Here is a 19,993-nt window from a genome sequence, read left to right as displayed (position 1 = left end):
TGTCCTCTGTTTTCAGCGGCCGGTGGAGACGTTTGTCGCGTGGACCATCTTGGCCATCTGACGCTCTAGACCCTTGGGATCGCGCGCCATCGCCGCGCGGCTTTCGATGGCGAAACGGTCGGTGTCGATCTCGTCCGTGCCACGTGTGATGCCCCGCATTGCGGCGCGCGCAATCTCTTCCGGCGTGGCCTTGGCGCCGTCGACATGGGCCGCCATGCGCGTGTCCACCGAACCGACGATCAGCGACGTGACGGTCGTGCCCTGCCCTGCCAGCTCGGCGCGGATACAGGCGCCCGCCGCGCGCATGGCGAACTTCGACGGACTGTATCCGCCCATGTTCGGGGCCGCCAGAATGCCGCCGACCGACAGGACGTTCAGGATCGCCCCACCGCCATTGGTTTTCAGGATCGGCGCGAAGGCGCGGGCCATGTTGACCGGTCCGAAATAGTTGACCTCCATCTCCTCGCGCGCACCGCTGAGGTCCTCCGCACCGATCAAAAGCCGGTTGGTGAAGGCGCCCGCGTTGTTGACGACGACCGACACGTCCGGGCAGGCGACGGCCGCCGCCGCGATAGTCGACGGGTCGGACACATCCAGACGGATCGCCTGCACCCGATCAGGAAACTCTTGCTCCAGATGCGCCGCCGAGGCGGCATCGCGCGCGCCAGCGTAAACCCTCGCTGCGCCTTCCTGCATCAGAACCCTGACGAAGGCTTCGCCAATACCCCGATTGGCCCCGCTGACGATGGCCACACAGCCCTTGATATCCATGACGACGCCTCAGACCTCCAGATAAAGGATATCGTCGGGCTTCTTGGCGCCGCGCCGCAGCTGACTGGCGTCCTCCGTGATCGCGCCCCGGGCCCAGGTCTCGCTGATCTCGTGCTCCTCGTTCCACTCCCAGCACATGGTGCGGCGCAGGATGCGCCACTCGTCGCCGCGCTTCTCCAACTGGTCCACGCACCGCGCCAGGGTCCGGGTGTCGAACCACTCGCCTTTCACCTTCAAGCGCGACGCGGTCAGGATGTAGGCTTCGGCCAGGGCCGAGGTCGGGCTCTTCAGCTCGATCATCAGGTTCATCATCAGATGGTTCATCAGACCAGCTTTCGGCAGCCGGCCCTTGACGATGGCCACCCACTCCGACGCGGGCCCATTGAAGGTACCCCCGTGATCCTCCCAGCCATCTGGCCAGTAGGCGCGCTCCACCAGGGTCTCGTCCGCCCGATCGCAGCCGCGCAGGAACAGGACCAGCGTTTCCTCGATCGCCTTCTTGTCGAGAAGCGCCTGGATTTCGGGATCTCGGGAATGGGCCAATGCGTCCTCCTAGTTTTTATAGTCTTTAAATGAAAGTTACATGGTCGATGTTGGCTGGCAAGACGGATGCGCAGTCACAATCGGAACAGTCCCGGCGGCGCTGCAACAACCTTCGGAATGGCCTGCAGCACCATGGCCGCCACAGCGAACTGCTCGGGCCGCGTGCGGACACCCGGCTCGGCGGTATCGACCAGATCCATCGCGAGCTTGAGACCCGGCGTCCCGTCGATGATGATTTCCCAATGCGGCTTGCCGTGGAACAGCGGATCGGTACGGTCCATGATCCAGTTGACTTCGTGGGTTATGCGGCGGACGCCATCGCGTAATCCGTGCACTCGCCATGTGGTGGCGGCGACCTGGCCCTGATCGACAGTGCCGGCGGCGATCGGCAACCGGGCGCGCGCGAGGTGCAGCTCGTGATCCGTCTCGAAGCCGTCCAGTTCCAGACCGATGCGGAAGGCGAGACCCGCGACGCTCTGTCTGAACATGGCCCCGAACGTCTGCGCCAGCGGCCCATCTCGCAGATCGACCTTTGCAGGATCGGCGCCGAAGCCCAGCGTCCCGAAGACGTATTCAGGGCTTGGGATGCCGGCGCAGTCGATGATCTCGCGTGTCAGGATATGGCGGTGGGACAGGCACAGGCTCGCCGCGTTGGCCGCCATCCGCTCCGCCGCCCAACCAGGGTTGACGCCCGAACCCGCCAGTGTCGCCCCGCCCTTCAACGCGCTGACGTTCAGCAGCACCGCGCTGGCCGTCTCCATCGCTTCGGGCTCGAAGTAGTTGTTGATGGAGATGACGTTCTTGCCCGACGCCAGCAACCGCCCCACGTCCTCGTCGTCGGCGTCGTAGGGAGCCGGCAATCGCGGGCAGTGCAGAACAATGTCGGCGTCCAACGCCAGAACGTCGTCGATGGAGCGTGTGGCCCTGACGCCGGTCGAAGGACGGCGTGCGATGTCCCCAGCGTCCAGCCCCTCCTTGTCCTCGCCGTAAACGAACAGGCCGACCAACACCAAGTCCGGCGAATCCAGCACCGCCCGCAGGCAGGTCTTGCCCATCGACCCGGTCGCCCACTGGATCACGCGAATGGGCGGCCCGGACATCGACTTCTCCACTTTCGTTACCGAACCGTATGAAGATAAGTTCTGAAACGCAAGCGACTTGCCAAGAGGAAATCGACCAGATTAGTATCTTTACGAAAGCGTCGAAACGGCGCGATGGAACGAGCATCACCATGGCCGAACCCACCGCCTGGAAGGCGCTGACGAAGTCCGTCGGCTTCTATGGTCGCTTCGCGCCTTCCTTTACCCGCATCGGCTACTGGTCGCGGGGACTGCCGTTCCAGCCGGTCCGCGCAAACTACGGCGGCCAGACCTGGCTGATCACCGGCGCCACGGGAGGATTGGGCCGCGCTGCGGCGTTACGCGCCGTCGCCAAGGGTGCGACCGTCTATGCCGTCGGCCGCAGTCGCACCGGCCTCGCGGCGCTGGAGGCGGCGGCCGCCGGCATGCCGGGCCGGATCATTCCGGTCGAATGCGACCTGTCCTACATCGACGCCGTATCCAGACTGCCGACCCGCGCCGCTCTGCGCCTGGTCGCGTTCGATGTCGTGGTCAACAACGTCGGACTTCTGATGCGCGATTTCGCCCGGACCAGCGAAGGTCTTGAGGTCTCCTACGCGACCAATCTTCTGGGCCATTACGTCCTCACCGAACAGCTTCGTTCGGCTGGGCGGCTGAAGGCCGGCGGAGCCATCATCAACGTCGTATCGGGCGGCCTCTACAATGTCGGCCTGAACAAGGGGATGCTCAACATCCCCGAGGAACGGTTCAACGGCTTTGCGGCCTACGCCTCCCACAAGCGCGCCCAGTTGGCTCTGACCGAGCATTGGCGCGCGGCCTTTGGGGACCTCGGCATCAAGACCTATGCCGTGCATCCCGGCTGGGCCGACACGGCCGGCGTCAAACATTCCCTGCCCAAGTTCCGCAGCATACTGGCGCCCATCCTGCGCAACTCGGACCAGGGCGCGGACACCATCGATTGGCTCGCCGCCACCCGCCCGACCGAGGTGGTGGACGAGATCTGGTTCGACCGGAAACCCCGCACGGCCCACGCCTACCCCGCGACGCGGGTTACGCGAACGACGCCGGCGGACATCGTCGCCTTCCTCGAGCGCGACCGTCAAAACCTGGTCGGATCTCGGCCGTCATGATCCCGTACGCCGCGCCGATGTTCGACCTCGGCGGCCGCGTGGCGCTGGTCACCGGGGGATCGCGTGGTCTGGGCCTGCAGATCGCCGCCGCTCTCGGAGAATATGGCGCACGCATCGCCCTGGCCGCTCGCAATGTCGAGGAACTGGACAGCGCCGTCTCCCTGCTGGCCGAGCGCGGCGTCGACGCTGTCGCCCTTCCGACAGACCTCAGTTCCGCCAAGGCCGCCGCCGACCTGCCCAACCGGGTGGTGGGCGCCCTTGGCCGGTTGGACATCCTGGTCAATAACGCGGGCGCCGCCTGGGGCGCGCCGGCCGAAACCTATCCGGTCGAAGGCTGGAACAAGGTCATCGATCTTGGCCTGACCGGCCTGTTCCTGCTGACGCAAGCCGCCGCATCCGCCTGTTTCCTGCCGCAGGGCCGTGGCGTCGTTCTCAATGTCGCCTCCATCGAAGGTCTGCGCGGTCATCACCACAGCCGCATGGGCACGATCGCCTACAACACAGCCAAGGGCGGCGTGATCAACATGACCCGCGCCCTGGCGGCCGAGTGGGGTCCACGCGGCATCCGCGTCAACGCCATCGCGCCGGGCTTCTTTCCTTCCCGAATGTCGGCCGGCACGGTGTCGCGGCACGAGGCAGAAATGATCGACGAGACGCCCGTGGGCCGACTAGGCGGCCCCGGCGACCTGATGGGCGCGGCGCTGCTGCTGACCTCCGACGCCGGCGCGCACATCACGGGCCAGATCCTCGCCGTGGATGGCGGCGCCACGGCCATCTGAGACAGAGCATGACCCAAGCTTTCGAACCCGCCTTCCTGCCGCGTCGTCGGCGCAGCGCGCCTGATGTTCGCTTCGCGTCCGGCGCCACCATCGCCGAGTTGTCGGCCCTGACCGGGGCGACGGCTCGCGCCCTGCGCCACTACGAAGACGAAGGCTTGCTGTCGCCGTACCGATCCAGGGGCGGCACGCGAAGCTTTTCGCCGGAGCAGCGACGACGCGCCCAGATCATTGTTCGGCTGCGCGACCTGGACATGCCCATCTCGGAGATACGCGCGGTTCTCGACGACCCGGCTGAAGCGAACCACCGCATTCTTCGTTTTCTGGACGCCCAATCGGTCCTGCTCGATCAGCGGCTGTCGGATGTGCGAAATCTGAAACGGCGGATTGGACGAACGGACGTCGTCTTCGACGACGACTTCCTGACGGGGCCGGTCGCATGACCGACAGCCTGGGCCCCGTTCGCGCAGGATTCGAGATCGACACCGGCCGCCTTAGCGACTGGTGCGCCGCCTTCATCGTGGGTTTTCACGGGCCGATCAAACTGACGCAGTTCACCGGCGGCCAATCCAATCCTACCTACCGGCTAAGCGCTGGCGAACGACGGTTCGTGCTTCGCCGCAAGCCGCCGGGCCTTCTTCTGAAGGGGGCGCACGACGTGCTGCGCGAGGCGACGGTGCTGACCGCGTTGCGCCGCCAGGGCTTTCCGGTTCCACAGGTGTTCGGGGTCTGCGAGGACGCCGATGTCATCGGCTCGCCCTTCTATGTGATGGCTCTGGTCGAGGGCCGCATCTTCTGGGATGCGCGCGCCAGCGCCGCCACGCCCCAGCAGCGCCCGATGCTGTTCAAGGCCATGATCGAGGGACTGGCTCAACTGCACGGCCTCGACGCCGAAGCGATCGGACTGGGCGGCTATGGTCGACCTGAAGGGTTCGTGCCCCGCCAGATCGCCCGCTGGTCTCAACAGTATCTCGCGGACGGCGACGCCGGCCGAAACGACGACATGGATCATCTATTGGACTGGCTGAAGGCGCGACCCGCGCCGGCCGATGAGAGCGCCATCGCCCATGGCGACTTCAGGATCGACAATCTGATCTTCGCACCCGACACGCCGCAGCTGACCGCCGTGATCGACTGGGAGCTGTCCACCCTCGGCCACCCCCTGGCTGATTTCGCCTATCACCTGATGGTCTATCGGATGCCCTCCGCCCTTGGCGGCCTGGCCGACATCGATCTGGCGTCCGAGAATATTCCCAGCGAACAGGCCCAGGTCGAGGCCTACTGTCGCGCGACCGGCCGCGACGGCATCCCTGACCTCGACTATTTCATCGCCTTCAACCTGTTCCGTTTCGCCGCCATCATTCACGGCATCCGAGGGCGGGTCGCGCGCGGCAATGCAGTCTCGCCCCAGGCCAAGACGCGCGCGGAGCAGTTTCCAGCCCTCGCCGCGCTGGGCTGGGCCCAGGCGCGCGCCGCGAACTCACGCTGACACGACAGGATCGAACCATGGATCTCGGCCCAACTCCACGCGGTCTCGACCTCGCCGCGCGTCTGACGGCCTTCATGGCCGAGCATATCTATCCCAACGAGCGGCGCTATTATCTCGAGGCCGAGCGGCTGGGGCCGTGGGCGGTCTATCCGGTTGTCGAGGCGTTGAAGCCCCTGGCGCGTCAGGCTGGCCTGTGGAACCTCTGGCGACCGGCGTCGGAAGTCGAAGACGGGCTGACCAACCTGGACTATGCGCCGCTGTGCGAAATCATGGGCCGGTCCCTCTTCGCGCCCGAGGTCTTCAACTCGTCGGCGCCGGACACCGGCAATATGGAAACCCTGCTGCGCTACGGAACCGAGGCGCAGAAGGCGCAATGGCTGGAGCCGCTGCAGGCCGGGGACATCCGATCCGCCTTTGCAATGACCGAGGCGGAAACGGCCTCGTCCGACGCATCCAACATCTCCAGCACCATTCTGGCCGACGGAGACGGCTACGTCGTCAACGGACGCAAATGGTACACGACCGGCGCGACCGACCCCCGCTGCCGAATTCTGATCGTCATGGGCAAGAGCCGACCGGACGACCCCGATCCCTATCGCCGCCAATCCATGATCCTGGTCCCAAAGGATACGCCCGGCGTCCGCGTCGTTCGCGCCCTGCCGGTGCTCGGCTTCTACGGCGTGCCCGACCGCGCCGCCGAAGTAATCTTCGACCAGGTTCGAGTTCCTGCCTCTAATATCCTGTTGGGAGAAGGTCGAGGGTTCGAGATCGCCCAGGGTCGGCTGGGGCCTGGCCGCATCCATCACTGCATGCGGCTGATCGGTCTTGCCGAACGCGTGCTGGAACGACTGTGCCGCCGCGCCGAGACGCGCAGTCCGTTCGGTCGACCGCTGTCCGAACAGACCGTCACCCTGGAGCGCATCGCCCAGTCCCGGGTGATGATCGAACAGGCCCGCCTTCTCACCCTCAAGGCCGCCTGGATGATCGACCGGCACGGCGCCAAGACCGCCCGTGCCGAGATCGCCATGATCAAGGTCGCTGCACCCGCCATGGCGCAACAGATCGTGGACTGGGCCATGCAGGTGTTCGGCGGAGGCGGCACCGGCAACGACCACTTCCTGGCGGCCGCCTTCGCCAATGCCCGTCTGCTCCGTCTGGCTGACGGCCCGGACGAGGTTCACCGCAACCAGATCGCCCGCTTCGAGCTGAAGCGCCACCGCGACGCCGACCCTCGGCTCACCGGCGGGGATGCGGATGTTGTGCCGCTCGAAACTGCGGCGCAGATCGCAAACGACGGACTTTGGCCCCCGCCGACCGCCTAGCCGGCGACGATCACCTCGGGGTCGATCCTGTCTGCATAGAGGCGCTCGACCGCGTCGGCCCGTCGTTTCAGCACGGCGGCGCGGTTGATCGAACCCTTGTCCGAAATCTCGAAATCGGCGCTGCTGGGCGGCTCGCTCAGGATGATCAGCGCTGCGACACGGCGGCTCTGTTGCGGATCGCGCTGGTTATATGCGCTCAACCCGTCAGTCAGCGCCGCGATCACGGCGGGATGACGTGCGGCGGCGTCAGCGGACAGATCGCCGCCTGTCAGCGCGCGAACACCCTCCGGCGCCAACCAGACCAGCACGCCCAGCCGGTCCCGCCCATCGCCGCACACCACCAGATCGCGCAGCAGGCCGGGACAGGCCGCCAAAAGGGAATCGCGAATCTGTCCGGCCTGAACGAAGGTGCCGTTGCCCATCTTGAACTGTTCCGCACGCCGGCCGGCGAAGAACAGCCCCAGTTCCGGTCGTTCACGATCATGGAAGTCCGCCAGATCCTCCATCTTGAAGTAGCCTTCGTCGTCGAAGGCCGCCGCGCTACGCGCGGGATCGTTCAGATAGCCAGGGGTCACGCTGGGCCCCTTCACCCGCACCTCATAGGCGCCGTCGCACGGAACCAGCTTCAGCTTCACGCCGGGCGTCGGCAGGCCCATTCCGACCCGATCGCTGTCCCACCAGGTGTAGCTGACGGCCGACGCCGTCTCGGTCGAGCCATAGCCGGAGACGAAGGCGATCCTCTGGCCGATCGTGGCCACCGCGAGCGCCTGGATGCGGTCGTGCAGCACCTGGGGCAAACCCGCGCCGCCAAACAACAGGGCGCGCAACTCACTGAAGAAGGCCGCGCGCAAGCCCTCGTCCTTTTCCAGGGCGTCCGCCAACATGGCGTAGCCCGTCGGCATGGTGCCGTAGAATGTGGGCGGACAATCCAGCAGGTTCTTCAACGTCTCCGAAAAACCCGCTGGTGTCGGCCGCCCGTCGTCGATGAACAACGACCCGCCCAGGCTCGACACATTGGTCAGCAGAGACGATCCCGCGATATGGCTCCACGGCAGCCAGTCCAGCACCCGGCCGTCCCACGCAAAGGCGTCGCCCATCGCCTGAAAGCCCGACGCGGCGTGCGCCGACATCATCGCCTGGGTATGGATCGCCGCCTTCGGCGTTCCCGTCGAGCCTGACGTGAGCAGATATCGCGCCGGCGCCGTGGGATCCAACGCCTCGATCAGGCGTCGAACACCTTCGACATCCGGCGCGCCCATGACCTCGCTTGAGGGAGTCGCACCGGGATGCAGCGACCGATCATCCGGCCCGACCAACCGCATGTCGGGCGTCGCGATCGCCTCGACCGCTGCCGAATAATCGGTGCCGCTTTCCGCGAAGATGACGCCTGGGTTCAGCAGGTCCACCACATGCTTCAGCCGATCGAAATCGGGGCCCAACCGCGCGTAATTGGTGCTGACCGAACAGATCGGGACGCCGGCCGCCATCGCGCCGAACATCCATGCGGCATGCACTGGAGAGTTTTCCGACAGCACCAGCACGGGCCGCCCCTGCGGCGCATGACGGCGCAGCCACTGAGCAATGGACGAGGCCGCCTTGCGCCCCTCGCCATAGGTCATCACTTCCCACTGTCCCGCCCAAGCCTCGCGACGCGCCACCCACGGCGCGTCCGGCTGACGGTCACCCCACCGCCAGAACGTCGCCATCAGATTGGGTTCGTAATCGGTCAGCGACCGGGCGGCTGACAACAGCAGCACGCCGTCCTCGCGCCGCTCCAGGTTCAATCCGACGTCTCCGAACCGGACGGGACGGCAGGGGGATCGCTCGGGCAGACGAGTGTCCATGGCGACGGTCTGGACTGTCATTTGTTCCTGCCCCTTCAGCCGCCGTGCGCCTTCTGGGCCTTGGTCAGTTCGATCATGCCCTGGGCGGCGCCCATGTCCGGCACGATCTCGCCGGCGCGGTCCGAGATGGCGTCAAAGCGGGCGGCGATCTGTTCGGGCGCGTCGTCGCCGGCGATGAAGTCGCCTTGGGTCAGCGTGACATAGGCGCGCTCGAACCCGCCGGCGCCGGCGGCCAGGATGGCGCGGCTGGGGGCGTCGCGGCTGACCAGATACAAAAGGCCAGGCGTCACCAGGGCCGGAGCGAGGGCCTCCAGCGGCAGGGCCGCGCCCAGGTCCTCGGTCATGCGGGTGTGGGCGGTCGGCGCCAGGCAGTTGACGCGGATGTCGTTCTTGGCCCCCTCGATGGATAATGTCTGCATCAGCCCGACCAGCGCCATCTTGGCAGCGCCATAGTTCGATTGCCCGAAGTTGCCGTACAGGCCCGAGGACGAGGTGGTCATCACGATCCGGCCATAGTTCTGACCCCGCATGATCTCCCACACCGCCTTGGTGCAGTTGACCGCCCCCATCAGGTGAACGTCGACGACGAAGCGGAAATCCTCCAGCTCCATCTTGGCGAAGGACTTGTCGCGCAGGACGCCGGCGTTGTTCACCAGGATGTCGATCCGACCCCATTTGGCCATGATCTGATTGACCATGGCTTGGACCGCCGCGGCGTCGGTGACGGAGGCCGCATTGGTCATGGCCTCGCCGCCCGCCGCCTCGATCTCGGCCACCACGGTCTCGGCCGCCGTCGCCGATCCGCCCGAGCCGTCGCGCGCCCCGCCCAGGTCGTTGACCACCACCTTGGCCCCGCGCGCCGCCAGCGCCAGGGCGTGCTCGCGCCCCAGACCGCCGCCGGCCCCCGTCACGATCGCCACCTGTCCATCGAACCGCATCGTCATAATCGCCTTCCGATCAGCCACAACTAAAGTCACTGCATGAGTTTCGTTAGAAGACCAATATACATTTTTCTGCTCCCGTCACTGCCCTACGAGCCTACCCCGGCGTGCTGGAGCGAGGCGACCAACTACCCGCAGTGCAGCTTCTGAAAATGCCGCTTATCCGATCCGGTCGGCGACGTGGCGCGCTCGGTCTGGCCGATTCCAACCAAGCCCGGCCAGATCGTTGCTTGAGCACGACAGGCACGTTGAGCGTGATCGAACCATCCGCCGCGACGGGAGGCAGTGGAGAGACGGCGCGCGCGGCGGCTTCGATCGTCAGGCAGATGGCGACCCGCTCGGCATGGACCTGCACTCGGGTGACCAGCGGACGCAACTCCGTCCAGGGTGCGGTCGGCTGACCGATAAGATCGCGCAGGGTTTCGGCGACCAGTTTTTCAACCGGCGCGGCGGCGATCCGGTGCAGCCCACCCGGCGGCAGGTCTGAGCGTCTAGCACCCTGCTGGGTGGAGGCGGTGACATAGTAGCGCCAGCGGCCGTCGCCCCGGCTGGCGGTGACGGGGCTCATCGGAGCGCCATGCGCATCGCTGATCAACCCGGTCAGCACGGCCGGCGATCGTCTTGCACGGGCCTGTCTCGGAACGACCTGCTTCGCCAGCGCCGCCTGCACGGCCTCAAACAGGGGGCGATCCAGGATCGGCGGATGCAGGCCGGGCCAAACTCGATCGCCGTGAACGATCTCGCCGACGTAGAGCCGATTGCGCAGCAGGTGAAAGACCGCGCCCCGGCTGAAGGGCCGACGGTCCATGTTGCCGCCGGAGAAGCCGCCGTCGTCATAGCGGTTCGGCAGCTCTAGCCAGCCCTCGCCCTTCTGCGAGGCCACGTAGGCCGAGCAGGCCTCGCGCTGGGCGTCCAGGGAGTTGAAGTCCTGCTCCAGACCCTCCTCGGTGCTCTTGCGTGTGTAAATGGCGCAGCGAGAAGGCTTCATCAGCCCGGCCTCAGGCCGAAGAACTTGGGACCGTTCCAGCGCGCGCCCGTGATCTCGAAGGCGATCGGCGAAAGGCTCTTGAACCGGCGGCCGTTCCAGAGATAGCCGCCATCGACCACCTCCACCTCATGACGCTGGCCGCGCCACTCGCGGACGATCCGGCCGCCGCGCTCCAGCCCCTCGCCCACGCGGCCCTGGCCCCGAAGGCGTCGTCTGAGGCCCGGTTCGATGCCGCCATTCGCATGGGTCTGAAGCCGCCAGGCCACTCTGATCGCGGCTCTCCGCCGCGCCCACGCGGAACTCGCAAAGGCCGGGGTCAACGCGGCGGCGCCCAACGCAACATCCTGGCGTGACGTCGTCGGCATCAACGACAGCTATTTGCGACGGCTGGTCCCCCTCGCCTTCCTGGCTCCCGACATTCAGGCGGCGATCATGGACGGCCGCCAGCCGGTCGGACTGACGCTGCAGTCCCTGCGGGATCGGGAAATCCCTATGTCCTGGGCCGACCAGCGGGAGCAGCTGGGCTTCCATTTGGATTGACGGCCTAACGACCGTCCTGATGAAGCGCCAAACAGGGCCTGTTCGGCGGGCAAACAGGCCCTAATCCATATCAAGTAACAGGGCCTGTTCTGGACCTGTTCTTTTAGCGGCGCTGGGCCCAATGAAGAGCGAAAAAACCGCTTGTTGTCCGTGACATGACTGTCCTAGCGCGCAAGTCGGCTGCGGCTCGAACGCGCGACAAATCTACATAACAGGTGAAACAGGCTTCCGCGACGAAACCGGGTGCGGCCAAAAGCGCGCAGAGACACGCATCGCCAAGCCGTCGCGAAACGCGTGGAACGCCCGGAAAACCGCCCGTGGCGGTTCACGATGGGTAGGAAAATACGCCAGCTTTCGCGAGCTTAGAGGTCGGTACGCAGAGCAAGAGGAGTTGCTGGAGAGCGTGGCGGACAGAGAGGGATTCGAACCCTCGGTAGGCTTTCACCTACACACGCTTTCCAAGCGTGCGCGATCGACCACTCCGCCACCTGTCCGTTTCACGCCTGCTCGTGCGCGCCGCCGGAGGTCGATCCGGCGGGAGGCGGGCCTGATAGAACACCATCGCCCCCTCGGCAAGCGCCTCTCGCATCCCCATATGGGGATCAAAGCCATTTTCCGATGAGGGACCCGCCCATGCTGTTCAAGAAAAGCGCCGAACTGCCCACGCCCGAGACCGCCCTGCCCGGCCGCGCCGAGCCCTTGCCCACTGATCTGAACCACTATGTCAGCGGCCATCCGCTGAAGGGGCCCTATCCCGACGGTTTCCAGACGGCCATCTTCGGCATGGGCTGTTTCTGGGGCGTGGAGCGCATCTTCTGGCAGTTGCCGGGCGTGTGGGTCACGTCGGCCGGCTATTCCGGCGGGATCACGCCGAACCCGACCTATGAGGAGACCTGCACGGGCCGCACCGGCCACACCGAGGTGGTCAAGGTGGTGTTCGATCCGGCCGTCATCTCCTACGCCGAACTGCTGAAGACCTTCTGGGAGAACCACGACCCGACGCAAGGAATGCGTCAGGGCAACGACGTGGGCACCACCTATCGCTCGGCCATCTATACGCTGAACGCCGAGCAGCAGGCCGAGGCGCAAGGCTCGCGCGACGCCTATCAGGCCGCCCTGACCAAGGCGGGGCGTGGAGCCATCACCACCGAGATCGAACCGGCCGGCGACTATTTCTACGCCGAGGGTTATCATCAGGGCTATCTGGCCAAGAACCCGGCGGGATACTGCGGCATCGGCGGGACCGGCGTGGTCTGCCCCATCGGGGTCGGCGTGGACGCCTGACGCTTCCTACGGCCGCCGGGTTTCGCCCGGCGGCCAGTCGGCCCCGGCGCCTGATCGGTTGAGAGGAAACCGCTTCGCGATTTTTTCGATGCCGTGAATCAGGCTTCAGTTTCAATCCGAGAGCCTGATCCACGCCTCGGACGGAACCGCGGAGCAGTTCCGTCCGAAACGATCATGCTCTAGGACCGACGAAAAAGCAGGGAGCGCTCATGTCCGCCTTCGTCCATCCCGACGATATCCGCAGCCGGTTCTCGGCCGCCCTGTCCGCCCTGTACCGGGCCGAGGTGCCGCAATACGGCGACCTGCTGACCCTGGTTTCGGACATCAACGCCCAGGCGTTGAAGGCGGATGCGGCCGGCGCCGACCGGCTGGCGGCGTCGGGCGAACTGGCGCGCTTGTCCGAAGAGCGTCACGGCGCCATCCGTGTCGGCACGGCGGCCGAACTGGCTGTCATCGCCCGCGCCTTCGCCGTCATGGGGATGGAGCCGGTCAGCTATTACAACCTGGCCCCGGCGGGGGTGCCGGTGCATTCCACCGCCTTCCGGCCTGTCGATCCGGCGGCCCTGGCGCGCAATCCGTTCCGGGTCTTCTGCTCCCTGCTGCGGCTGGAGCTGATCGAGGACGAAGCCCTGCGGGCCGAGGCGGCCCAGACCCTGGCCCGCCGCGACATCTTCACCCCTGGCGCGCGCGAACTGATCGAGACGGCCGAGCGCGGGGGCGGCTTGGACGCCGATCAGGCCGACCGTTTCGTCGCCGAACTGCTGGAGACCTTCCGCTGGCACGCCGAGGCGACCGTCAGCGCCCAGACGTACGACCGTCTGGTCGCCGCCCACCGGCTGATCGCCGATGTGGTCAGTTTCAAGGGGCCGCACATCAACCATCTGACGCCGCGCACTCTGGACATCGACGCGGCCCAGGCGGCCATGCCCGAACGCGGCATTACGCCCAAGGAGACCATAGAGGGGCCGCCCGCCCGCGCCTGCCCCGTCCTGCTGCGCCAGACCAGTTTCAAGGCGCTGGAAGAGGCCATCGCCTTCCCCGGCGCGGACGGCCCAGACTCTCGAGAAATGGTCGCCGGAACCCACACCGCCCGCTTCGGCGAGATCGAGCAACGCGGCTGCGCCCTGACCCCCGCCGGGCGCGCCCTGTACGATCAGGCCCTGGCGACCGGGGACTTCTCCGCCCTGCCCGACGACTGGGACGCGCTGCGTCGGGGCGACCTGGCTTGGTTCCGCTATCGCGCCACGCCGCAAGGGCTGGCGTCGCACGCCGAGACCGCAGACCTGGACGCCCTGATCGCCGCGGGCTTCGTCGTCGCCGAACCCATCACCTACGAGGACTTCCTGCCGGTCAGCGCGGCCGGCATCTTCCAGTCCAACCTGGGCGCCGAGGCCCGCCAGACCGCCTACGCCGTCGATCCCGCCCGCGCCGATTTCGAAACCGCCCTGGGCCGCCCGGTCCAGGACGAGATGGCCCTGTACCGCGCCGAACAGGACGCCTCCATCGCCGCTGCGTTGAAGGCGCTGGGACTGGCGACAGCGGCATGAATCACCGCTCATCCCGGCGAAAGCCGGGACCCAGTTCTTTGGGCGTTTCGACGTGAGATTAAGAGATCGGCGCTGATCCCATGCGCCTGGCGCGTGAAAGCACTGGGTCCCGGCTTTCGCCGGGAGGAGCGGAATGGCGCAATCCCCGAGACCATCCGTCGTCTTGCCTGACCGCGCGGCTGGTCCCATAGACGCGGCCGTGAACCCGTCCGCTTCCCCGACCCAGCGCCGTTACGATCTTGACTGGATCCGGGTCGGCGCCTTCGGCCTGCTGATCTTGTATCACGTCGGCCTGGTCTACGGCGTCTATGACTGGCACGTGCACAGCGCCCACACCTTCGAGTGGATGCGCGAAGCGATCCTGGTCACCAATCCCTGGCGGCTGACGCTGCTGTTTCTGGTGTCCGGCGCCGCCCTGCGCTTCATGACCCTGCGCCGCACCCCGCGCCAGGTGGCCCGCGCGCGGTTCGAGCGGCTAGTCCCGCCCCTGCTGTTCGGCGCGGTCGTGCTGGTGCCCATCCAGGCCTGGATCGAGGCGATGGACAAGGGCGGCTGGCCGGGCGGCGTCGCCGGCTATGTCGCCTGGATGGCGCGCGAGTTCAGCCCGGCGGGCCTGGCCGACGGCGTGCCGGTCAATCACCTGTGGTTCATCGTCTATATCGCCGCCTACAGCATCGTGACCATCCTGCTGTGGCGCCGGCCGGGCCTGATCGAGCGGCTGGGCGATGTCTTGCAGCGGGTCCTGAGGGGGCCTTGGCTGCTGGTCCTGCCGATCCTCTATCTGTCGGCCATTCGTCTGTTTCTGTTCCCCCACTTCGGCATCACGAACATGCTGCACTGGGACTGGTACAACCACGCCCTGTCGCTTGCGGCCTTCGTGTTCGGCTTCTGCATCGTGGGCCGCGAAAGCGTCTGGCGCGACATGGAGCGTTATCGCTGGCTGGCCCTGGGACTGGCCGCCGTCGCCCTGCCGATCATGATGGTTCAGGTCTGGCATCCGGGCGCGCGGGCCTTCTGGGGCGTGCCCAGGGCCTTCGTCTATGGCGTGGATCAATGGGCGACCATCGTCGCCATTCTGGGCTTCGGCTCGCGCCATCTGCGGGCGCGGGGCGGGCCGGTGCTGAACTATCTGACCCAAGCCACCTTCCCTCTTTATCTGGCGCACCAGACCATCCTGGTCGCCGCCGTCTGGATCATCCGGCCCGCCGCCCTGCCGGCGGGGCTGGAGGCGCTGTTCCTGGTCGCCGCGACCTTCCTGGGCAGTCTGGCGGTCTATGAGGTCGTGCGTCGCATCCCCTCCATCCGCCCGCTGTGGGGGCTGAAGCCGCTGGACGACCGTCCCTGGCCGCTGGACCTGAAGGCGCTGATCCGCCCGACCCAGCCCTATCACCGTCGCCGGCGGCTGCTGGGGGTGGGGGTCGCCGCCCCGATCCTGGCCCTGACCGTGGTCGCCGCCGCCATCGCCGCCTATCCCGGCTTCAACAACGCCACCCAGTATCTCAGCGAACTGGGCGGCGCCTCGGCCAGGGCGCCGATCATCTTCAACGGCGGGGTCTTCGTCGCCGGGGTCATGGCGGGCTTGGCCGGGATCGGCTTCGGCCTGGGGATCTACGCCCTGACCGGCGCGCGCGTTGCGGGCTGGGTGATCGCGGTCGTCTTCGTCCTGGCGGGAGCGGGGATGGCGGGATCGACCCTGTATCCCTGGCCCGATCCGCGCCACATGATCATCAACCTGGCCCTGGGCATCCAGCTGGCGCCGCTGCTGCTGCTGTGGGGGCTGCACCGCCGCCGCGACATGCCCCGGCTGAAGGTCTTCCTGGCCGCGACATTCGTGGTCATGGCGATCCTGACCGTCCTGACCAAACACCTGATCCTGCCAGGCACGGTCAATGACGCCAACGTCGGCTGGTGGGAACGAGCCTACGCCATCGTCCTGGTAAGCTGGGTCGGTGTCGCGGCCTGGGTTCTGGACCGCAAACTGCTGGATCACGCCACAGTCTCGCCGCCCCGTCGCCCGGCTTCCGCCGCGCTTGACGTCCCGATCTGAAAAATCCCCGGAAAAATTCGCTGCAATCAACATTGCGTGATTGAAAATCGCGCGAATGTGATCGAGTATGGCGGAACGTGTTGCAGTGCAGCACTCCGCGTCCTTCCTGCCTTCGGAAAGACGATCGGTCAACACGGGGGCGTCCAGAAGCGGCATGAACAAGCTGGCGATCCGGCCTGTCGAACAGGCTGAAATCGAGACTGTCGAGCGGGCTCAGGCGCCGTCCTGGTCCTGGCTGCCCGACGAGGCGCGCCTGGCCATGCCGGTCCAGTCCCTGGCCGCGCCCGACGCCGTGGCCGACCTGACGCCCGCGACCTCCCCGCGCACGGTGGCGCTGCGCCGCCTGGCGCTTCTGGCCGGCACCATCGTCCTGACGGGCCTGTCGGCCATCACCCCCTTCTATCTTTACGCCCGCAACGGCTGGGACGGGACCGAGATCCTGGCCTTCAGCCTGTTCATGGTGCTGATCACCGCCATCTCCTGCTGGTTCGTCAGCGGCCTGATGGGTCTGTTCGTCATGCTGCGCGGCAAGGATCAGCAGGACCTGGCCTTCTCGCCCCACCCGCCGATGCCGCGCACCCGCACGGCCCTGTTGATGCCGCTGTACAATGAGGACGCGCGCGCCTCCTTCGCCCGTCTGGCCATGATCGACCAGTCACTGGCCCGCATGGGCGCCGCCTCGGCCTTCGACATCTTCGTGCTCAGCGATTCGACCAAGGAGGACGCCGCCGCCGCCGAGCGTTCGGTCTTCCAGGCCTTCCGCCTGACCGCCAACTCCAAGGCCTACTACCGCCGCCGCACCGACAACGCCGAGCGCAAGGCCGGCAATCTGGCCGAATGGGTCCGTCGTTTCGGCGGCGCCTATGAGAACATGATCGTGCTGGACGCCGACAGCACCATGGCCGGCGAAACCCTGCTGCGCATGGTTGACGCCATGGAGCGCAATCCGGGCGTGGGCCTGATCCAGACCGCCCCGGTCATCATCAAGGCCCGCACCATCTTCGCGCGCGTGTCCCAGTATTCGGTGCGCCTGTACGGCCGCGTCGCCGCCGCCGGTCTGGCCTATTGGACCGGCTCGGAATCCAGCTACTGGGGCCACAACGCCATCATCCGCACGCGCGCCTTCGCCGCCTGCTGCGGCCTGCCTCACCTGAAGGGCCGCAAACCCTTCGGCGGCCACATCATGAGCCACGACGTGGTCGAGGCCGCCCTGATGCGCCGCGCCGGCTGGGCCGTGCACGTCACCGCCTCGCTGGACGGCTCGTGGGAAGAGACCCCGCCCTCGATCACCGACTTCATCCGCCGCGACCACCGCTGGTTCCAGGGCAATCTGCAGCACCTGGGCCTGATCACGGCCAAGGGCCTGTCGCCCATGAGCCGGCTTCAGCTGCTGATGGGCTGCATGGCCTATCTGTCCTCGCCGCTGTGGCTGGCCTCGCTGATGACCGGCCTGTTCATTCAGATGTTCTATCCGGTCGACTGGTCCAGCTTCTTCTACATCCTGAACCCGCAGTTCACGCCCTTCATGCTGGCCTCCTTCCTGTCGGGCATCCTGCTGATCGGGCCCAAGTTCATGGGCGCGGCCCTGGTGCTCAGCCGCCCGGCCGAGTTGCGCGCCTTCGGCGGGCGCCGCGCCATCGCCCGCGGCATGGCGGCCGAGATCGCCCTGTCCGCCATCCTGGCCCCCATCCTGATGGTCGCCAACACCAAGGCCTTTCTCCAGATCGTCTCGGGCCACGACACCGGCTGGTCGACCCAGCAGCGCGAGGCCGACGGCCTGGCTTGGTCCGACGCCTTCCGCGCCATGCGCTGGCAGATGATCGCCGGCGTGGGCTTCATGGTTCCCCTGTGCGTGCGCCCCGACCTGGCCACCTGGTTCGCCCCGATCGTCCTGCCGCTGCTGCTGGCCGCCCCCATCTCCGTGTGGACCTCGCGCGTCCGCTCCGGCGACGCCCTGGCCAAGAAGGGCTTCCTGGTCACCCCGGTTCAGGACGGCGTCAGCGTCTCGCCGGCCGTTCTGCACACGCCCCGTTCGCCGCTGCGCGCGGTCGCCGGCGGCGTCCTGGCCCCGGTCGCGGCCCCCGCCATGGTCCCGGCCCGCGCGCCGGAGCTTTAAAGACGGCCAAACCGATGCGTGGCGGCCACAGCGCCGCCACAACCGTTACGGTCAAGCTCGACGCGGAGGCGACTTCGCATCACCCTTGGCCCCTGACCTTTTCGGGGAGATGTGATTCCATGGCCCAGTCCAACGGTTCCGACGCCAAGCCCGACCTGCGGCTCGTCGCGGCCGAGGCCGAGATCTACGATCTGATGAAGGCGCCCGAGACCACCGCTGATCGGGTCAAACGCCTGCAGCTCGAAGCTCACGCCCTGGCCCTGGAAGAGATCGAGGCGCTGGAGAAGCTGCTGCTGGAGGCCGCCGCCAAGGCCAAGGCCATCGCCGAGGGCGGCGACGCCTATCCCGTCGGCGCGCGCGAGATCGCCTCGCGCCTGGCCTCCGACCTGCCTAACCGCGCCGAGACCATCAAGACCATCATCCACCGCGTCAGCTGATCGCGCGCAGGGAACGCCTGTCCGCCTCGTCCGCTTCCTGAAGGTCCCGTCCTTCAGGAGCCTTCGATGACCGACACCGCCCGCGCCGACGCCGTCGCCGACCACGAACGCGCCATCCAGCGCGACATCGACGCCAAGGACAAGACGTCCGGCGACGACACATCCTCCGGCGCGGTCCAGGCCGGCGCCCGCCCCTATCCCGAACCGCCCTTCCCCAAACAGCATCAGACAAAGCCGGGCGACGAGGCCGCGCTGGACCCCGCGCCGCTGTACGACGCCCCCTTCTGGAAGGGCTCGGGCAAGCTGGACGGGTTCGCCGCCCTGATCACCGGAGCCGATTCCGGCATCGGCCGCTCGGTCGCGGTCCTGTTTGCGCGCGAGGGCTGCGACGTCGTCATCTGCCATCTGGACGAGGACGCCGACGCCGAAACCACCCGTGCCGCCGTCGAGGCCGAGGGCCGTCGCGCCGTGGTGCTGAAGGGCGACGTCTCCGACCCCGCCTTCGCCGAAGCGGCGGTCAAGGCCACGCTGGACGCCTTCGGCCGGCTGGACGTCCTGGTGCCCAACGCGGCCTTCCAGGAACACGTCGGCGCCTTCGAGGACCTGACCTACGACCATTTCGACCGCACGCTGAAGACCAACCTCTACGGCTATTTCAACATGACCAAGGCGGCGGTGCCGCACATGAAGACCGGCGGCGCCATTGTCATGACCGGCTCGGTGACCGGGCTTCAGGGCAACAAGGACCTGTTGGACTATTCGCTGACCAAGGGCGGAATTCACGCCTATGCCCGATCACTGGGCACGCATCTGGCGCCGCGCGGCATCCGCGTGAACGTGGTCGCCCCTGGCCCGGTCTGGACCCCGCTGAACCCCGCCGACAAGGACGCCGAGGCCACCTCCCAGTTCGGCGCCAAGACGGTGATGAAACGCCCGGCCCAGCCCGAGGAAATCGCCCCCGCCTACGTCTTTTTGGCCTCGCCCCAGATGTCCAGCTTCATCACCGGCGAGATCCTGCCGATCATCGGCGGCTATTCGGGCGGCTGAAGCAACGCTCTCACCGCCGAGTTCATCCGACGGGAGCGCCACGCTAAACACCGGGCCTATAGGTCCTCCCCAAGAGGGCGGGGAGGACGAGC

General features: G+C 67.0%; 19 protein-coding genes and 1 tRNA gene. 12 read left to right on the top strand and 8 right to left on the bottom strand.

Features of this window, described 5'->3' with window-relative positions; genetic code table 11:
• Positions 1–12 precede the first annotated feature (12 nt).
• The 3 genes from ACYX4P_RS07130 to ACYX4P_RS07120 form a co-directional block, all read right to left on the bottom strand.
• Positions 13–771: an SDR family oxidoreductase gene (locus ACYX4P_RS07130; RefSeq protein WP_248117483.1), complete on the bottom strand. Its 759-nt coding sequence runs from the start codon at positions 769–771 to the stop codon at positions 13–15.
• A 9-nt stretch (positions 772–780) separates the two neighbouring features.
• Positions 781–1,314 (bottom strand): nuclear transport factor 2 family protein, encoded by a 534-nt coding sequence (locus ACYX4P_RS07125; RefSeq protein WP_248117485.1) that lies wholly within the window; start codon positions 1,312–1,314, stop codon positions 781–783.
• Positions 1,315–1,388: 74 nt separating this feature from the next.
• On the bottom strand, positions 1,389–2,414 hold the full coding sequence (locus tag ACYX4P_RS07120) for an NAD(P)H-dependent amine dehydrogenase family protein (protein WP_248117487.1): 1,026 nt from the start codon (positions 2,412–2,414) through the stop codon (positions 1,389–1,391).
• A gap of 131 nt (positions 2,415–2,545) precedes the next feature.
• On the opposite strand from ACYX4P_RS07120, the gene ACYX4P_RS07115 reads away from it, so the two are divergent.
• From ACYX4P_RS07115 to ACYX4P_RS07095, 5 genes are read left to right on the top strand one after another with little or no spacing between them, the layout of a single operon-like run.
• Complete coding sequence (locus ACYX4P_RS07115; RefSeq protein WP_248117489.1) at positions 2,546–3,523, top strand: SDR family NAD(P)-dependent oxidoreductase; 978 nt, start codon at positions 2,546–2,548, stop codon at positions 3,521–3,523.
• The gene (locus tag ACYX4P_RS07110) at positions 3,520–4,302 is read left to right on the top strand and encodes an SDR family oxidoreductase (protein ID WP_248117491.1); all 783 of its coding nucleotides are present in this window, start codon (positions 3,520–3,522) and stop codon (positions 4,300–4,302) included. The genes ACYX4P_RS07115 and ACYX4P_RS07110 overlap by 4 nt, the downstream gene beginning before the upstream one ends.
• Before the next feature lie 8 nt (positions 4,303–4,310).
• Entirely contained in the window at positions 4,311–4,742 is a 432-nt protein-coding gene (locus tag ACYX4P_RS07105; RefSeq protein ID WP_248117493.1) for a helix-turn-helix domain-containing protein, read from the top strand.
• Positions 4,739–5,788 carry a phosphotransferase family protein gene (locus ACYX4P_RS07100; RefSeq protein WP_248117495.1) on the top strand — a complete coding sequence of 350 codons (1,050 nt, stop codon included), beginning with the start codon at positions 4,739–4,741 and terminating at the stop codon, positions 5,786–5,788. Before ACYX4P_RS07105 ends, ACYX4P_RS07100 begins: the two co-directional genes overlap by 4 nt.
• 17 nt (positions 5,789–5,805) lie before the next feature.
• Positions 5,806–7,110: an acyl-CoA dehydrogenase family protein gene (locus ACYX4P_RS07095; protein ID WP_248117497.1), complete on the top strand. Its 1,305-nt coding sequence runs from the start codon at positions 5,806–5,808 to the stop codon at positions 7,108–7,110.
• Here ACYX4P_RS07095 and ACYX4P_RS07090 read toward each other — a convergent pair.
• From ACYX4P_RS07090 to ACYX4P_RS07075, 4 genes are all read right to left on the bottom strand, one after another.
• Positions 7,107–8,975 carry an AMP-binding protein gene (locus tag ACYX4P_RS07090; protein WP_248117499.1) on the bottom strand — a complete coding sequence of 623 codons (1,869 nt, stop codon included), beginning with the start codon at positions 8,973–8,975 and terminating at the stop codon, positions 7,107–7,109. The genes ACYX4P_RS07095 and ACYX4P_RS07090 overlap by 4 nt on opposite strands.
• Positions 8,976–8,989: 14 nt before the next feature.
• Positions 8,990–9,898, bottom strand: coding sequence for an SDR family NAD(P)-dependent oxidoreductase (locus ACYX4P_RS07085; RefSeq protein WP_248117501.1), 909 nt, complete (start codon positions 9,896–9,898; stop codon positions 8,990–8,992).
• Positions 9,899–9,992: 94 nt separating this feature from the next.
• Positions 9,993–10,883 (bottom strand): recombinase family protein, encoded by an 891-nt coding sequence (locus tag ACYX4P_RS07080; protein WP_248117503.1) that lies wholly within the window; start codon positions 10,881–10,883, stop codon positions 9,993–9,995.
• Positions 10,883–11,149 (bottom strand): DUF2924 domain-containing protein, encoded by a 267-nt coding sequence (locus tag ACYX4P_RS07075; RefSeq protein ID WP_248117504.1) that lies wholly within the window; start codon positions 11,147–11,149, stop codon positions 10,883–10,885. The genes ACYX4P_RS07080 and ACYX4P_RS07075 overlap by 1 nt, the downstream gene beginning before the upstream one ends.
• 112 nt (positions 11,150–11,261) lie before the next feature.
• Here ACYX4P_RS07075 and ACYX4P_RS07070 point away from each other — a divergent pair, with 112 nt between their 5' ends.
• A complete protein-coding gene (locus tag ACYX4P_RS07070; protein WP_248117505.1) occupies positions 11,262–11,423 on the top strand; it encodes a hypothetical protein in 162 nt (53 codons plus the stop codon).
• Positions 11,424–11,827: 404 nt separating this feature from the next.
• Here the strand turns inward: ACYX4P_RS07070 and ACYX4P_RS07065 are convergent.
• A tRNA-Ser gene (locus tag ACYX4P_RS07065) sits at positions 11,828–11,917 on the bottom strand.
• A 139-nt stretch (positions 11,918–12,056) separates the two neighbouring features.
• On the opposite strand from ACYX4P_RS07065, the gene msrA reads away from it, so the two are divergent.
• The 6 genes from msrA (at position 12,057) to ACYX4P_RS07035 (ending at position 19,901) form a co-directional block, all read left to right on the top strand.
• Positions 12,057–12,707, top strand: coding sequence for a peptide-methionine (S)-S-oxide reductase MsrA (gene msrA, locus ACYX4P_RS07060; protein WP_248117562.1), 651 nt, complete (start codon positions 12,057–12,059; stop codon positions 12,705–12,707).
• Between the two features lie 209 nt (positions 12,708–12,916).
• Complete coding sequence (gene hglS / locus ACYX4P_RS07055; protein WP_248117563.1) at positions 12,917–14,254, top strand: 2-oxoadipate dioxygenase/decarboxylase HglS; 1,338 nt, start codon at positions 12,917–12,919, stop codon at positions 14,252–14,254.
• Positions 14,255–14,453: 199 nt separating this feature from the next.
• Complete coding sequence (locus tag ACYX4P_RS07050) at positions 14,454–16,301, top strand: acyltransferase family protein (protein WP_248117564.1); 1,848 nt, start codon at positions 14,454–14,456, stop codon at positions 16,299–16,301.
• 154 nt (positions 16,302–16,455) lie between these two features.
• The gene (gene mdoH, locus ACYX4P_RS07045) at positions 16,456–18,417 is read left to right on the top strand and encodes a glucans biosynthesis glucosyltransferase MdoH (RefSeq protein WP_248117565.1); all 1,962 of its coding nucleotides are present in this window, start codon (positions 16,456–16,458) and stop codon (positions 18,415–18,417) included.
• Between the two features lie 119 nt (positions 18,418–18,536).
• Complete coding sequence (locus tag ACYX4P_RS07040) at positions 18,537–18,854, top strand: hypothetical protein (protein WP_248117566.1); 318 nt, start codon at positions 18,537–18,539, stop codon at positions 18,852–18,854.
• Positions 18,855–18,920: 66 nt separating this feature from the next.
• The gene (locus ACYX4P_RS07035) at positions 18,921–19,901 is read left to right on the top strand and encodes an SDR family oxidoreductase (protein ID WP_248117567.1); all 981 of its coding nucleotides are present in this window, start codon (positions 18,921–18,923) and stop codon (positions 19,899–19,901) included.
• The last annotated feature ends 92 nt before the right edge of the window (positions 19,902–19,993 follow it).

Source organism: Brevundimonas sp. ABV4_179 (assembly GCF_056311945.1).
The sequence above is the reverse complement of the archived record's forward strand: the minus strand, read 5'-3'. Positions and strand labels throughout refer to the sequence as shown.

What these genes read in the sequence shown, in the direction of transcription:
- ACYX4P_RS07130 (WP_248117483.1), bottom strand. Translation starts at nt 771, where the DNA reads ATGGATATCAAGGGCTGTGTGGCCATCGTCAGCGGGGCCAATCGGGGT.
- ACYX4P_RS07120 (WP_248117487.1), bottom strand. Translation starts at nt 2,414, where the DNA reads ATGTCCGGGCCGCCCATTCGCGTGATCCAGTGGGCGACCGGGTCGATG.
- ACYX4P_RS07115 (WP_248117489.1), top strand. Translation starts at nt 2,546, where the DNA reads ATGGCCGAACCCACCGCCTGGAAGGCGCTGACGAAGTCCGTCGGCTTC.
- ACYX4P_RS07110 (WP_248117491.1), top strand. Translation starts at nt 3,520, where the DNA reads ATGATCCCGTACGCCGCGCCGATGTTCGACCTCGGCGGCCGCGTGGCG.
- ACYX4P_RS07105 (WP_248117493.1), top strand. Translation starts at nt 4,311, where the DNA reads ATGACCCAAGCTTTCGAACCCGCCTTCCTGCCGCGTCGTCGGCGCAGC.
- ACYX4P_RS07100 (WP_248117495.1), top strand. Translation starts at nt 4,739, where the DNA reads ATGACCGACAGCCTGGGCCCCGTTCGCGCAGGATTCGAGATCGACACC.
- ACYX4P_RS07095 (WP_248117497.1), top strand. Translation starts at nt 5,806, where the DNA reads ATGGATCTCGGCCCAACTCCACGCGGTCTCGACCTCGCCGCGCGTCTG.
- ACYX4P_RS07090 (WP_248117499.1), bottom strand. Translation starts at nt 8,975, where the DNA reads ATGACAGTCCAGACCGTCGCCATGGACACTCGTCTGCCCGAGCGATCC.
- ACYX4P_RS07085 (WP_248117501.1), bottom strand. Translation starts at nt 9,898, where the DNA reads ATGACGATGCGGTTCGATGGACAGGTGGCGATCGTGACGGGGGCCGGC.
- ACYX4P_RS07080 (WP_248117503.1), bottom strand. Translation starts at nt 10,883, where the DNA reads ATGAAGCCTTCTCGCTGCGCCATTTACACACGCAAGAGCACCGAGGAG.
- msrA (WP_248117562.1), top strand. Translation starts at nt 12,057, where the DNA reads ATGCTGTTCAAGAAAAGCGCCGAACTGCCCACGCCCGAGACCGCCCTG.
- hglS (WP_248117563.1), top strand. Translation starts at nt 12,917, where the DNA reads ATGTCCGCCTTCGTCCATCCCGACGATATCCGCAGCCGGTTCTCGGCC.
- mdoH (WP_248117565.1), top strand. Translation starts at nt 16,456, where the DNA reads ATGAACAAGCTGGCGATCCGGCCTGTCGAACAGGCTGAAATCGAGACT.
- ACYX4P_RS07040 (WP_248117566.1), top strand. Translation starts at nt 18,537, where the DNA reads ATGGCCCAGTCCAACGGTTCCGACGCCAAGCCCGACCTGCGGCTCGTC.
- ACYX4P_RS07035 (WP_248117567.1), top strand. Translation starts at nt 18,921, where the DNA reads ATGACCGACACCGCCCGCGCCGACGCCGTCGCCGACCACGAACGCGCC.